Origin of the sequence: Neisseria sp. HMSC078H04 (assembly GCF_001838135.1) — a bacterium.
Taxonomy (GTDB): Bacteria; Pseudomonadota; Gammaproteobacteria; order Burkholderiales; family Neisseriaceae; genus Neisseria.
Map to the genome: position 1 here is coordinate 383560 of NZ_KV835849.1, position 14091 is coordinate 397650.

13 protein-coding genes are annotated in these 14091 nt (G+C 45.7%); 7 read left to right on the forward strand and 6 right to left on the reverse strand.

Translation table 11 applies throughout. The features are described from left to right. Positions 1-47: 47 nt before the first annotated feature. Positions 48-497: a DUF4124 domain-containing protein gene (locus HMPREF2560_RS07550; protein WP_070608334.1), complete on the reverse strand. Its 450-nt coding sequence runs from the start codon at positions 495-497 to the stop codon at positions 48-50. A gap of 12 nt (positions 498-509) precedes the next feature. Beyond that, positions 510-704 (reverse strand): hypothetical protein, encoded by a 195-nt coding sequence (locus HMPREF2560_RS07555; protein ID WP_070608365.1) that lies wholly within the window; start codon positions 702-704, stop codon positions 510-512. Between the two features lie 185 nt (positions 705-889). Here HMPREF2560_RS07555 and HMPREF2560_RS07560 point away from each other — a divergent pair, with 185 nt between their 5' ends. The 4 genes from HMPREF2560_RS07560 to HMPREF2560_RS11190 all read left to right on the forward strand — a co-directional run bounded on the left by HMPREF2560_RS07560 (position 890) and on the right by HMPREF2560_RS11190 (position 5756). After that, positions 890-2530, forward strand: coding sequence for an ABC-F family ATPase (locus HMPREF2560_RS07560; RefSeq protein ID WP_070608335.1), 1641 nt, complete (start codon positions 890-892; stop codon positions 2528-2530). Further along, positions 2527-2787 (forward strand): hypothetical protein, encoded by a 261-nt coding sequence (locus HMPREF2560_RS07565; protein WP_070591312.1) that lies wholly within the window; start codon positions 2527-2529, stop codon positions 2785-2787. Before HMPREF2560_RS07560 ends, HMPREF2560_RS07565 begins: the two co-directional genes overlap by 4 nt. Before the next feature lie 304 nt (positions 2788-3091). Next, positions 3092-4672, forward strand: coding sequence for a glycosyl hydrolase family 28-related protein (locus HMPREF2560_RS11185; protein WP_210400419.1), 1581 nt, complete (start codon positions 3092-3094; stop codon positions 4670-4672). After that, positions 4641-5756, forward strand: coding sequence for a calcium-binding protein (locus tag HMPREF2560_RS11190; protein ID WP_210400420.1), 1116 nt, complete (start codon positions 4641-4643; stop codon positions 5754-5756). Before HMPREF2560_RS11185 ends, HMPREF2560_RS11190 begins: the two co-directional genes overlap by 32 nt. A gap of 107 nt (positions 5757-5863) precedes the next feature. On the opposite strand, the gene HMPREF2560_RS07575 is transcribed toward HMPREF2560_RS11190, so the two are convergent. Then, a complete protein-coding gene (locus HMPREF2560_RS07575) occupies positions 5864-7081 on the reverse strand; it encodes a D-alanyl-D-alanine carboxypeptidase family protein (protein ID WP_070608337.1) in 1218 nt (405 codons plus the stop codon). Between the two features lie 205 nt (positions 7082-7286). Here HMPREF2560_RS07575 and ilvA point away from each other — a divergent pair, with 205 nt between their 5' ends. After that, the gene (gene ilvA / locus HMPREF2560_RS07580) at positions 7287-8810 is read left to right on the forward strand and encodes a threonine ammonia-lyase, biosynthetic (protein WP_070608338.1); all 1524 of its coding nucleotides are present in this window, start codon (positions 7287-7289) and stop codon (positions 8808-8810) included. Between the two features lie 59 nt (positions 8811-8869). Here ilvA and trmB read toward each other — a convergent pair whose 3' ends face one another. The 3 genes from trmB to HMPREF2560_RS07595 all read right to left on the reverse strand — a co-directional run bounded on the left by trmB (position 8870) and on the right by HMPREF2560_RS07595 (position 12137). Further along, positions 8870-9586 (reverse strand): tRNA (guanosine(46)-N7)-methyltransferase TrmB, encoded by a 717-nt coding sequence (gene trmB / locus HMPREF2560_RS07585; protein ID WP_070608339.1) that lies wholly within the window; start codon positions 9584-9586, stop codon positions 8870-8872. Positions 9587-9723: 137 nt separating this feature from the next. After that, a complete protein-coding gene (locus tag HMPREF2560_RS07590; protein WP_003680203.1) occupies positions 9724-10380 on the reverse strand; it encodes a response regulator in 657 nt (218 codons plus the stop codon). After that, positions 10377-12137, reverse strand: a complete 1761-nt coding sequence (locus tag HMPREF2560_RS07595) for a histidine kinase (RefSeq protein ID WP_070873801.1) — start codon at positions 12135-12137, stop codon at positions 10377-10379. The genes HMPREF2560_RS07590 and HMPREF2560_RS07595 overlap by 4 nt, the downstream gene beginning before the upstream one ends. 259 nt (positions 12138-12396) lie before the next feature. Between HMPREF2560_RS07595 and mobA the strand changes: the two genes are divergently transcribed. Both mobA and HMPREF2560_RS07605 read left to right on the forward strand, forming a co-directional pair. Continuing rightward, positions 12397-12978 (forward strand): molybdenum cofactor guanylyltransferase MobA, encoded by a 582-nt coding sequence (mobA, locus tag HMPREF2560_RS07600; protein ID WP_063068994.1) that lies wholly within the window; start codon positions 12397-12399, stop codon positions 12976-12978. 382 nt (positions 12979-13360) lie between these two features. Then, the gene (locus HMPREF2560_RS07605) at positions 13361-13939 is read left to right on the forward strand and encodes an NAD(P)H-dependent oxidoreductase (protein WP_070734819.1); all 579 of its coding nucleotides are present in this window, start codon (positions 13361-13363) and stop codon (positions 13937-13939) included. Positions 13940-14091 lie beyond the last annotated feature (152 nt).

Sequence of the window (14091 nt, forward strand, 5' to 3'; positions counted from 1 at the left end):
GCCGTCTGAAAACCAAATTTCAGACGGCCTTGCTGGTGTGGTAAGGATCAATAGGCAACAGGATCTTGATATGCAGGCTGGCGTTGCGCCGCGTCATAGTTTTCCTGAGCAGAGCGGACGGCTTTTTCCAAACCGTTGATCCGTTCGAGATAGCGGGCATAGTTGCGTTCATTGCCATAACGCACTTTTTTGCCTTCTTCCAAATTTTTCTTGGCGGTATCTAAAGCACGCTTGGCCGTGCCGACATCAGGCGGATTGACCGGGGCGACAGCTTCTTCCGCCTGCTCGGCTTTGCTTGGGGAAGTCGGCGTTGCCGGTGTTGAAACAGGCGCAGAAGTATATACGGACGGTTTGCCGATATTGCTGGCTTTGCAGTTTTTACCGCCGGCTTGGGTATAGACTTTGCGGCCGGCAGAATCGGTACATTCAAAAATAGGCGCGGCGGAAACCGCAGTTGTCAAAGCGAGCAGTAATGTGCTGATCCAGATTTTGTTCATTTTTATTTTTCCTTAAAACCATTTCCACCAAACAAACAAAGCCGCAATCATGATGATGTTGGCGAAGAAGATGGGTTTCCACTGTCTGGGCGCGCGCCGCAATTCGGCGCCCGAGCGCGTGCGGCGGATATAGAAAAACGGGCTGAGCAGCATGGAAGCGGCGCATACCAAAATAATCACGGCGTAATAGATTTTGTGCGTTTCCATATCGTTTCTCCGTTTCAGACGGCCTGAAAGGCTGCCTACAACGCATTTTTGCGTGAAGCGTTGCCTGTTTTTATCTTGCATCGGTATTGGGCACATTTGCCATGGCCTCAATCCTGAGGTCTTTGCAAAAATATGCTACAATCGCGTCCGATTATAACATTCTATTTATAAAGGTTTTACGAATAATGATTTCTACCAACGGCATCACCATGCAGTTCGGCGCAAAGCCGCTGTTTGAAAACGTATCCGTCAAATTCGGTGAAGGCAACCGTTACGGCTTGATCGGCGCCAACGGCTCAGGCAAGTCCACCTTCATGAAAATTCTCGGCGGCGATTTGGAACAGACTGCCGGCGAAGTAGCGATTGAAAACGGCGTGCGTTTGGGTAAATTGCGTCAAGACCAGTTTGCCTACGAAGACATGCGCGTGCTGGACGTAGTGATGATGGGGCATACCGAAATGTGGGCGGCGATGACCGAGCGTGATGCGATTTATGCCAACCCCGAAGCTACCGAAGACGACTACATGAAAGCCGCCGAACTGGAAGCTAAGTTTGCTGAATACGACGGCTACACTGCCGAAGCACGTGCTGCCGAATTGTTGAGCGGCGTGGGCATTTCCGAAGATTTGCACAATGCGACCATGGCAGAAGTCGCCCCGGGCTTCAAGCTGCGCGTATTGCTGGCGCAAGCCCTGTTCTCCAAGCCAGATGTATTGCTTTTGGACGAACCGACCAATAACTTGGACATTAATACCATCCGCTGGTTGGAAGGCGTGTTGAACCAATACGACTCCACCATGATCATCATTTCGCACGACCGTCACTTTTTGAACGAAGTCTGCACACACATGGCGGATTTGGACTACAACACCATCACCATCTATCCGGGCAACTACGACGACTACATGCTCGCTTCCGCCCAATCGCGCGAACGCGCCCTGAAAGACAACGCCAAAGCCAAAGAGAAACTGCAAGAACTGCAAGAGTTCGTTGCACGCTTCTCTGCGAACAAATCCAAAGCCCGTCAGGCAACCAGCCGTCTGAAACAGGCCGACAAAATCAAATCGGAGATGGTCGAAGTTAAACCTTCTACCCGTCAAAACCCGTATATCCGTTTTGAAGCTGATGAAAAAGCCAAATTGCACCGTCAGGCAGTGGAAGTTGAAAAACTGACCAAACGTTTTGAAACCCAGTTGTTTAAAAACCTGAACTTCATCCTTGAAGCAGGCCAACGCCTCGCCATCATCGGCCCGAACGGCGCAGGTAAATCTACCTTGCTGAAACTCTTGGCAGGCGCATACAACCCCGAATATTCAGATGGCCTGTTGCCGGACGAAGGCACCATCAAATGGGCGGAAAAAGCCAGTGTCGGCTACTATCCGCAAGACCATGAAAACGACTTCGACGTCGATATGGACCTGAGCGAATGGATGCGCCAATGGGGTCAGGAAGGCGATGACGAACAAGTCATCCGCGGCACTTTGGGCCGCTTGCTCTTCGGCAGCAACGATGTCGTGAAAAAAGTGAAGGTTCTCTCCGGTGGCGAAAAAGGCCGTATGCTTTACGGCAAACTGTTGCTGTTGAAACCCAATGTTTTAGTCATGGACGAACCGACCAACCACATGGACATGGAAAGCATCGAATCCTTGAACATGGCGCTGGAAAAATACAACGGCACGCTGATTTTCGTCTCGCATGACCGTCAGTTTGTATCTTCATTGGCTACCCAAATCATTGAATTGGATGGCAAAGGTGGATATGAACACTACTTGGGCGATTACGAAAGCTATCTGGAGAAAAAGGCGTTTTGTAAGGAAACAATATGAATGCAAATCTTAAAAAACTATTACAGAATCTGTTTGCGCTAATCGTATTGCCAGTGCTGGGCTGGTACATTACGCTTGGAGATACTGTAAATGTTGTCGATACCGAACACGCTTCTCGTAAAGGCCGAGCAGTTGCTTGGTTATTTAACGAGTTCGGTGCAACCGGTGTTTGGGGCTTCTTGGGCATAATTTGGATTGTCTGCCTGTTTTTAGCCATTCGTTCATACCAAGCATGGCAGAAAGATAAGTCGCAGTAAATTAAGGTTCTAGATAGTATGTACTTGCTAGAAGAAAATATCCATATAAATCATTTGATTGAATGATACATCTGAATATAAACAGGCAATTGAAAGCTATCTGGAGAAAAAGTATGGCTTAAATCTTTACCAACAATCTAATAAGGCATTGAGATGCCGTCTGAAAATTTCTATATTTTCAGACGGCATTTTCTTTTCAAAATTAAACAATAGTATATTGAACTTTTATGCCAAAATTATGACTAATAAAAGCTTTTTCAAAAGAATAATTCAATATTACGACATTTTTGAAGGAATATATTAAATGGTAAATATTAAAACAGCAGTACCTGATGCCTCTCAATATGGTGCCAAACTTGGCTATACGACTTATGAGGCAGAACAAAGTGAACTGAAAAACGGCGTTGTTAAAAATGCCTCTTCTTCAGAGGCAGAACGCGCAACTGCCCGTGAAGCAAGCGGTCAGGCATATGTTGATTTGACGACCAATGCGTCCGTTTCATTTATTGCGCAAGCAGAAGCCAATGCTGCAACCATCCGTTATACCGTTCCTGACGGTGAAAGCGGTAAAGTAGAAGTCAAAGTCAATAATACAGTGATCGGTACTTTGGATTTATCTTCCAAATCCAACTGGCAATATTTGGATAACTACAAATATCATCCGGATGGCGATATTAAAGTTCATGATACACCCGCGCCAGATAGGCTTGCCCGCTTCCAATTTGACGAAGTCAGCCAATTATTTAAAGATGCCCATATCAATAAAGGAGATACAGTTACCATCACTAATCTCGACAGCACACCCGTAGGCATTGACTTGGTTGATTTGGAAAAGGCACCGGACGCCATTAGACAGCCTGAAAACAGTGTTAGCATTACTGATGTCAATTTTGGTGCAATTGCCAATGACGGCTCGGATGATTACCAGGCATTTGTGAAGGCAGTAGAAGCTGCAAAAAATACAGAACATAAAACTGTTTATATCCCCGAAGGCCAATTTGATTTTTCACGACCGATTTCTCTTTATGTTCCTGATGGTATTAAGATTACCGGTGCAGGGCAATGGCACACTAAGTTACATTTTTTAAATACAGAAGCTGCTAAATACGATGATAAGGGTTATGTGAGTGGTGGCGGTGGTATTACTTTTGAACCCGGTAGTAACAATATAGATTTGGGCAATCTCTCCATGGATTCAAATCTAAACTCAAGATATGATGAGAAAGCCAATTACAAAGGTATATCCGGTACTTTAGGTACTGGCTCTTCTATTCACGATATCAAAATCGAACATTTTGAAGCTGGCGTATGGATTGGAGATTATTCTCAAAACAAACCTTTAAATTACACTGATGGTTTGACTATTTCTAATGCCACTATTCGCAATAACTTGGCAGATGGTGTTAACTTTGCCCAAGGTACCAGCAATTCCACCGTTATCAATTCCAATATCCGTGGCAATGGTGATGATAACTTAGCGACATGGTCAAGCCATCATGAGAATACCAATGCCCATGTTGCTGAAAATAACCGCTTTTTGAATAATACCGTTGAATTAGGCTGGCGTGCAGCAGGTATTGGTATCTTTGGCGGTAAAGGTCATGAAGTAGCCAATAACCTTATCAAAGATAATGCTAATTGGAGTGGCGTACGAGTTAATACTGTATTTAGTGGCCATAATTTTGATCTTAACGATCCAGGCATTAACATTCATAATAATTTATTTGTTAGTAATGGTACTAATACCGATGCTTATGGTCGTATTAAAGGTGCTATTGATTTAGAAGAGGGCCGAGACTATGAAGATAAGATTCATAATATGCCACTAAGAGGAGAGCTAAATAATATTAGAATTGAAGGAAACACGATTATTGATAATTTGTAATATTAGAATTGAAGGAAACACGATTATTGATAATTTGTCGAAACGAGACATTACAACAATTCGTAATACCATACCTGATGATCTTAATACATCAATAAATGATATTACAGTTTTTATTAATGCAAATGATACAGTTAGTGGAAATAATACAGTAGCGAGTGATGCAGACCATGTTACAACATCTGTTTATGAAGAAAAACGCTATGTTATTGATAAATCATATATTCATGGTAATACTCCTGGATATGAAACTGTAACTGTAACCAATATTAAAGGTACACAAGCGGATGATCATATCGATGGTACGAGTGGTATTGACAGAATTGATGGTAAAAATGGTAATGACACTATCTATGCCTGGGGAGGTGATGACATCATTACTATTACAGGAAATGGCAACAATTCTATCAGTGGCGGCGATGGTAATGACCGTATCAGAGGCGGTTTGGGCCATGATATGATTAATGGCGATTCAGGTAATGACATCATTTCCGGTTATGATGGAGACGATCGTCTCAATGGCAGTATGGGTAATGACTCTGTCTATGGGGGAAATGGTTATGATACCCTATGGGGAGAAAGTGGCGATGACTATTTGAATGGCGGTGATGGCGACGACGTTTTGTTCGGCGGACAAGGAACCGATTACTTGGTAGGCGGCAAGGGTGCCGATACTTATGTTTTCAGCCTTGGAGAAGGTAAGGATACGATTACCGATAATGTGAGCGAAGATAATGCACTGCAATTTGGCCAAAATATTTCTGTTAATGACCTGCATATTGATGCCATCACTGATGTTCGAGGCAATATCGATTGGAAAATTACCATTAAGGGATCAGAAGGGGATAGCATAACCATCAATGACCAATTCGTTTCCGGTAAAACTGATGCTGTGATTGATACCTTCCGTTTCGATGAAGGTACATTGAGCCTGCAAGAGTTGATGGGGAGATTGTCAGGCAACGGCAATATCAATAATTTGTCAGCCGTCAATACGCATACTGAGCGCATGAGCTACTCGTCTGTCGATACGGCTGATGTTCACGATGACACAGCATCTACCGCCAACGCTGGAATCATCTAATTGATTGTGTGTTAGATTGAATAAAAAAGGCCGTCTGAAATCTGGCAAACAGGTTTCAGACGGCCTTTTTGTGGCTTATCTTGTTATGGGTAATCGTTTAGAAGGATTTAACTGAATAAACCTTTAAACCACAACACAATCGCGTCCCACATACGGCGCAACCAGCTGCCTTCTTCCACGCCGGTCAGGGCAACGACGTCTTTTTCGGCAATGACTTTGCCGTCTTTCATGACTTTCAGTTTACCCAATACTTGGCCTTTTTCAATTGGGGCGAGGACAGGCTGAAGTGTTTCTAAGATTGGTTTGACGTTTTTGCCGGTATCGTGGGGGATGGTAATGTAAACATCGTCCAAAAAACCGATGTCTACGGCTTTGGTGCTGCCTTTGTAAACTTTGACTTGGGAAATTACTTCTCCGCCGTTATAAAGTTTGGGCGTATCAAATGCCTGTAACGCCCAGTTGAGCAGTTTGCTGCTTTCACTGGCGCGCGCTTCGGTGGATTCGGCACCGGCAAGAATGGAAACAATACGGCGGTTGTTGCGTTTGCTGGAAGCGGCAAGATGATAACCTGCGCCTTCAGAATAGCCGGTTTTCAAACCGTCGATACTGCTGTCGCGATAGAGTAGGAGATTGCGGTTGGGCTGCTCGATATTATTGTATTTGAAAGATTTGTTTGCAAATAAAGGATAATATTTCGGATAGTCATTAATGAGCGCGGCAGCCAAGATGGCAAGGTCGCCAACGGTTGAAACATGGCCGTTAGAAGAAACACCAGTCGGGTTGTTGAAGTGGGTGTGCTTCATGCCCAAGCGTTTGGCTTCTTCATTCATTTTTTTGACGAATTCGTCGATAGAGCCGTTGCCAATGGCTTCGGCAAGGGTAATGGCGGCATCGTTGGCCGATTGGATGGTTGTACCCTTAATCAAGGAGCTGACGCTGACAGGAACTTTCGGATCAAGGAACATGCGCGAACCTTCGACTTTCCATGCGGCATTGGAAACAGTCAGCATTTGGCTTGCTTCAAGTGTACCGTTTTCCAGTGCTTTAAAGGCAAGGTAGGCGGTCATCATTTGCGTCAACGCGGCTGGCTCGATAGGTGTATCGGCATTGTTGGATGCCAAGGTTTGCTTGCTGTGCAGGTCGGTAACGATATAGGCCGTCGCCGCAATTTCCGGCGGCGTTGTCGGGCTGTTGATACTGTGTAGCAGCGGCTGCGTTTGAGCCTCGCTTTGTACGGCAGGTGCAGATGCAACCGGGTCGGCAGCGAGGGCAGGAGTATTCAGGAGGGCAGCAAAAATTAAGCTAAGTAGCGTTTTTTTCATCATTATTTGTGGATTTGAATATGAGTGGATACTGTTATGAAGCAAACAGTTTGGCATATTAAATAGATATTAAGCGGACATTATACCGTCTCATTTAGGCTTTGCTAAGATTTTTCTTGCCTTCAGACGGCCTCAGGGGTATGGTTTTAACTTTTTCCTCCGGTCGATTTGACCGAATTGCAATTTATTTCCGAACACTAAAAATACCATGAACCATTCCCTTCCTCTTTCTGATTATCTAACCCGTATTTTGACCGCTTCCGTTTATGATGTAGCCGTAGAAACGCCTTTGGATTTGGCACGCAGTCTGTCAGGCCGTCTGAACAATCAGGTTTTGCTCAAACGTGAAGATTTGCAGCCGGTGTTTTCGTTCAAAATCCGCGGTGCGTACAACAAAATGGCGAAGCTGCCGAAAGAAGCCTTGGATTGCGGCGTGATTGCAGCAAGCGCGGGCAACCATGCGCAGGGTGTGGCTTTATCGGCGCAATATTTGGGTTGCCGCGCCGTCATCGTGATGCCGGAAACTACGCCGAAAATCAAAATTGATGCAGTAAAGAGCCGTGGCGGTGAAGTGGTATTGAAAGGCGTTTCTTACAACGACGCCTATGATTATGCGATGGAGTTGGCAGAAAAGGAAAAACTGACCTATATCGCGCCATTTGATGATCCTGATGTGATTGCAGGTCAGGGCACTGTCGGCATGGAAATCCTCCGCCAGCACCGCAATATCAATGCGATTTTTGTGCCGATTGGCGGCGGCGGTTTGGCAGCAGGCGTAGCGGCGTTCATCAAACAGGTTTGCCCTCAAATTAAAGTCATTGGCGTGCAAACCGATGATTCTTGCTGTATGAAGCAATCGGTTGAGGCTGGGGAAATCGTACATTTGAAAGATGTCGGTCTGTTTTCAGACGGCACAGCGGTTAAAGTAGTGGGCGAGGAAACTTTCCGCCTGTGTAAAGAGCTGTTGGACGAGATTATTACGGTCAATACGGATATGTTGTGCGGCGCGATTAAAGATATTTTTGACGATACGCGCAGCATTACCGAGCCTGCGGGTGCATTGGCCCTTGCCGGCTTGAAGGCTTATGTTGCTAAAAACAATATTCAAGGTCAAAACCTAGTTGCCGTCACCAGTGGCGCCAACATGAACTTCCACCGCCTGCGCCATGTTTCAGAACGCAGTGAGCTGGGCGAGGGCAACGAAGGTATTTTCGCCGTTACCATTCCTGAAGAAAAAGGAAGCTTTCTCAAGTTTATCAATGTCTTGGGTAGTCGGAACATTACCGAGTTCAACTACCGCTACGGCAACGACAACAATGCTCATATTTTTGTCGGCCTGCAAACTGCCGGTGCGCAAGACTTGGCCGTCATCAGCAAACAACTGGCTGACGCAGGTTTGCCCAATGTCGACCTGACCAATGACGAAATCGCCAAAATCCATATCCGTTACATGGTCGGCGGACGGACGGAAAAAGTATCCAGCGAACGCTTGGTCAGCTTTGAATTCCCTGAGCGCCCCGGCGCATTGTCCCGTTTCTTGAACCATATGCGCGCCGAATGGAATATTACCTTGTTCCATTATCGCAATCATGGTGCGGACTACGGCCGTATTTTAGTCGGTATCGATGTACCTGAAAGCGACAATGAAGCCTTTACCGATTTCTTGGAGAGCTTGGGTTATGTTTATAAAGAAGAAACCGATAATCCGGCTTATAAACTTTTCTTGGCTTAATCAGTAAGATAAAAGGCCGTCTGAAATTTTTCAGACGGCCTTGTGTTTTATATTTTGCTTTATTTTTTGCGGAACACCAAGTCCCAAACGCCATGACCCAATCGTTTGCCTCGGGCTTCAAATTTGGTTTCAGGACGATAATCAGGCGTAGGAGCGTAATCGGCAGCCGTGTTTTGCAAAGCGTCGAAACTGCTCAAAACCTCCAGCATTTGCACGGCGTATTCTTCCCAGTCGGTCGCCATATGGACATAGCCGCCGCTTTTGAGTTTGGGCAGCAGCTTTTCAACAAACGGCACTTGTACCAAGCGGCGTTTATTGTGGCGTTTTTTGTGCCAAGGGTCAGGGAAGAAAATATGAATGCCGTCTAAAGAACCGTCTTCCAGCATCTTTTCTACTACTTCCACTGCATCATGACGCATCACGCGGATATTGGAAATGTGTTCTTCCTCAATCAGCTTCAAGATATTGCCGACGCCCGGGCCGTGAACATCAATCGCTAAAAAGTCGGTATCGGGCAGACGTTTGGCGATTTCCACTGTCGCGACGCCCATACCGAAACCGATTTCCAAAACTTTAGGATTATCCCGGCCAAAAGTGCGGTTCAAGTCCAAAGGAGCTTCTTGGAAGTCCACACCAAATTGCGGCCACATCGTATCGATGGCGCGCTGTTGGGCCGCGGTCATATGGCCTTGACGCAAGACGAAACTGCGGATGCTGCGTTTGTGTTCTTCAGGAACGGTATTTTCGGGTGTATTTTCTGGAATGTTTTCGGACATGTTGTTTTAAATCAGTGGGAAATCAAATAAAAAGGCCGTCTGAAAGAATCAGACAACCCTGCATATAAATCGGCGTGATTATAGCGAATAAACGCTTTTCCTGAAACCTTTTAAAAAGAAGGTTTCAGACGGCCTGATTAAGACAATACCGGTTGCGGTACTTTGTGTTGCACCGCATAAACCGCTGCTTGGACGCGGCTGCTTAGGTTCAACTTTCGCAACAGGTTTTGCACATGCACTTTGACGGTTGACTCTGCCAGATTCAAATGGCGGGCAATGATTTTGTTGCTGTGTCCGGCGGCAAGATAGCCCAAAATTTCCATTTCGCGCGGGGTCAGTTGCTCCAGCAGATGGTCGGAGCGGGAAGGAGATGGAGAAATCAGCGATTGCACCAAGCGGCTGGTCATTTCCGGAGAGAAGACATTGTCGCCATCGACGGCTTTGCGAATGCTTTCCAACAGGAAGTCGGCATTGATGTTTTTCAGCAAAAAGCCTTTTGCGCCCATACGCATACATTCGGTCAAGTCATCGCTGTCTTCGGAAACGGTCAGCATGATGACGGTCAGCTGCGGATTGATACTTAAAATTTGAGCCAATGCTTCGCGACCGTTCATGACCGGCATATCCAAGTCCAGCAAGACCACATCAGGCTTGAGCTGCTCAACCATTTTTACGCCGGCCAGGCCGTCTGAAGCTTCGCCGACGACTTCAAAATCAGGCTGGCGCGAAAGCAAGGCCTTGATGCCGCTGCGAAATAGGGTGTGGTCGTCAATAAGGGTAATTTTAATCGTCATGATGCTGTTCTCATTTGTTGCGGCAAAGTCAGCATAACCGCCGTACCTTGCCCAATCTGCGATGTAATGGCCAATTCTGCGTTAATCCGTTGGGCCCGTTCCTGCATAATGCCCAAGCCGACATGTTCGCCTGAAGGCCGGTTTGATAGGTGTTCTTTATTAAAGCCTGCGCCGTCGTCCCGAATCATCATGACAAAATCGCCGTGGTTAGCAATTTCGACGCTGACATGTTGCGCACGCGCGTGCTTCCGGATATTGGACAGGCTTTCCTGCAAGATGAAGATGATTTGCAAATGCTCATCATAATTCAAAGCCTGCCCGTCGTCCTGCCATTTTAAATCAACTGGAATACCGGTTTGTCGTTCAAAACGCGCCAGCAGCGATTCTACCGCTTCAGGGAAATCTTTATTACTGATTTTGGTGCGGAAATTCATCAGAAGCTCGCGGACGTCTTCATAGCATTCCTGTACGCCGTCTTTAATGAAGCTGATGTTTTCTTCAGCCTGCTCGCGTTGGTTTGAAGCAAACGCGCTTTCCAACATTTGCACCTGCAAATTCAAAAAGGTTAAAGCTTGCGCGATGCTGTCATGCAAACCTTGTGCAATCAAGTTACGCTCCTGCAAGACTGCAAGCAGGCGGCGCTCTTGTTCCATGCGGTTGTTGGCGATGGAAATCCCCAGCTGCCCGCTTAAAGTCTGCAACAATTTTTCATCTTGCTCATTGGGCATATGGCCGTCTGAAAAATACAGGGCCAATACACCGAGCTGTTCGTCTTGGTAAACGATTGGGAATTCTACACGATTTCCCTCTTCGGTTTCACCGACACTTGCCGCCAAGTCAGAGCGTTTGCGTTCTTCATCGGAAAGATATACCGTACCGCCCAAAGCGGAAAACGCAGGCAGAATCTGAGCCAAAAATTCTTCTGCGGCCTGTTGAGGCGTAAAGGTTTGGTGCAGGTTGCGCGTAGTCTGGTAGAGCAGGGTCAAGTCACGGTTTTGCCGGGCCAAGTCTTGGGTTTGTTGGGCAACCTGTCCTTCTAAATCCGTATAAAGTGTTTTCAGACGGCGGCTCATTTGGTTAAAGCCCTTGCTGACTTGGGCGAATTCACGAATTTGGTCTATATCGATTTGTACCCCGAAACGACCTTCGCTGATGGTTTCTACCCCGTCGCGCAATTTTTCCAGCGGCCGGATGATCCACGAATAATGCCAAACAATCATCAAGCCGGCAGCCACTAAAATCATCAACATCATCGCCATTTGAAAACGGCGCAGCCACAAAGTATTTTGCTCGTTGGCATTTTCCATCGCCTGTAAAAACAGCTCGATATTGCCGGCAAAACGGTATAAGCCGATTTGGGTCGGCCGCTCGTAATGTTGCAAAGAAGGCTTGATGTTGGATTCCCAATCAATTAACAGCATCGATTGGATCAAATCGTAAGCCAGCGGCATTTGTGACGGAATCAGCGGATGAATGGCATCGCTTTGCGTTACATTGGCCAGCGTACGTTCAAATTCTTTGATTTGGTTGTCAATTTGCGCATTGGGCGTACGGACGCTTGCCATATAAGCCAAGCGATACACCTGCATTTTCAAGCTGCCTGCATCTTCAATCGTTTTAGCCGCGCTTTCCAAACGCCAAGAAAGCAGCAGGGTAAAGGCAATCGATAAAAAAGCAGAGCCGACCCATAACACAGTCAGTAGTTTTAAACGCGAGGACAGGCTCAGGCCGTCTGAAGATCCGGAGAATAAACGCATAAAGCACGCAGGAAGACTAATCCGATAATCTTATAAAAATATCATTCTTTCGGCCTATAAACAACCTGTCTAAAATAATTGTGTGGTTATGATAAGAAAAAACAGGGGTTTAATGTAAAATCATGTTATGATAAAATTCATCTCAAGTGAATTAAATCATAAAAATAAGGTTTCAGACGGCCTGAAACCTTGAAACTTATCCAATAAACGCAACATCTTGAACCACACTCCATACTCTGCTTCGCAAAGGACTACCAAAATGAAAATTTTCGCACTGATATTGGCCGGCGGGCAGGGAAGCCGGATGGGAGGTGTCGATAAGGGGTTGGTACAATGGCACAATAAAGCCTTGATAGACCACGTTATCGAAAAAATCCGCCCGCAAGTCAGCCATATCGCCATCAGTGCCAACCGCAACCTTGAATCTTACGCCCAACGCAGCGCGCACGTTTTCTCGGATGCGCGCCAATGGCAGCATTACGGTCCTTTAGCCGCCTTATGTACTGCCGCCAACGATTTACAAATTGCCACTGCCGATTGGCTGCTTATCGTCTCCTGCGATATGCCCCGCCTGCCTGAAAACTTGGTTTCCCAGTTTGAGACCATCGCCAAACGCACGCCGTTGTGCAATGCATTTTACGTTGAAACCCCGTCCAGGCCGCATTACAGCGTGATGTTTATCCGTCCGCAAATCCTGCAAAGCACCGTGCCATACCTTTATTCAGGAATGCGCAGCATCCGCGGCTGGTTGCAACAACAGCGCGCGCGGGTTGTCCATTTCCCTCATGAGCAGGATTTTATCAGCTACAACACGGAAAACGATTTGGCCCAGCCTTTGTAGTTGGGTCAGTAAGGGGACTAATATTCAGATAGGAATATGCCATTTGATGATGGTTAAAATCTTTCAATAGGTAATAACTATCTTGTAATCAGTTCCCTTATAAATTATTCAATCCGTGTATTCAGAAAAATGATACGTTTCTCGTTGAAATAAATTTTGGCTTTTCTCTATTGGCTGTTTCTTTTAGGTCATTTAGTCTGCCTAAGTCCAAATTATCTATGAACAAATCCTCGTAAAACAGTTGACCGGAAAAATTCACGGGATATTCTGATTTTATGTTGCATAGCTTAAGATGTGCAGACAGCCATACTTTCAAAATACAGGCCAAAGCGGCATAATAGCAGCCCCTCTTTTTTAGAATTGCCTGGTTTAGGAGAGTGAAATGAATATTTTATTACTAGATGGCGGTAAAAATTTCGGACATTCGCATGGTAAGTTAAACCACACACTTCACAAAAAAGCGAAAGAAGTTTTGACCGCACTTGGACACAATGTTCAAGAAACCGTGATTGATGCTGGTTACGATGTTGAAGCAGAAATCGAAAAATTCTTGTGGATGGATGCCGTGATTTGGCAGATGCCAGGTTGGTGGATGCATGAACCTTGGACAGTGAAAAAATACATAGACGAAGTATTCACCACTGGACACGGCAAGCTTTATCAAAGTGATGGTCGTCATCGTGTCAATCCAACCGAAGGCTACGGCACAGGCGGTTTGTTACAAGGCAAAAAACACATGCTTTCACTTACTTGGAATGCGCCGATTGAAGCGTTTACTCGTGAAGGCGATTTCTTCGAAGGTAAAGGTGTGAATGTATTGTATATGCACTTCCACAAACTCAATGAATTCATCGGATTGACCTGTCTGCCAACATTCTTATGTAACGATGTGATTAAAAATCCACAAGTAGAAAAATACTTAGCTGACTACCAAGCACATTTAGAAAAAGTATTCGGTTAATTGCAAAATATTAGTTTAGAAGGTGAGCATTTTGGCTCACCTTTTTTATTTCAAACAGTTATCAAACTTCCTGGCGAGTAGGGCGGAAGATGATTTCATTTATATCCACTTCTTCAGGCCGAGACCTTTGCAAAAAAGTCCTTCCCCCAACA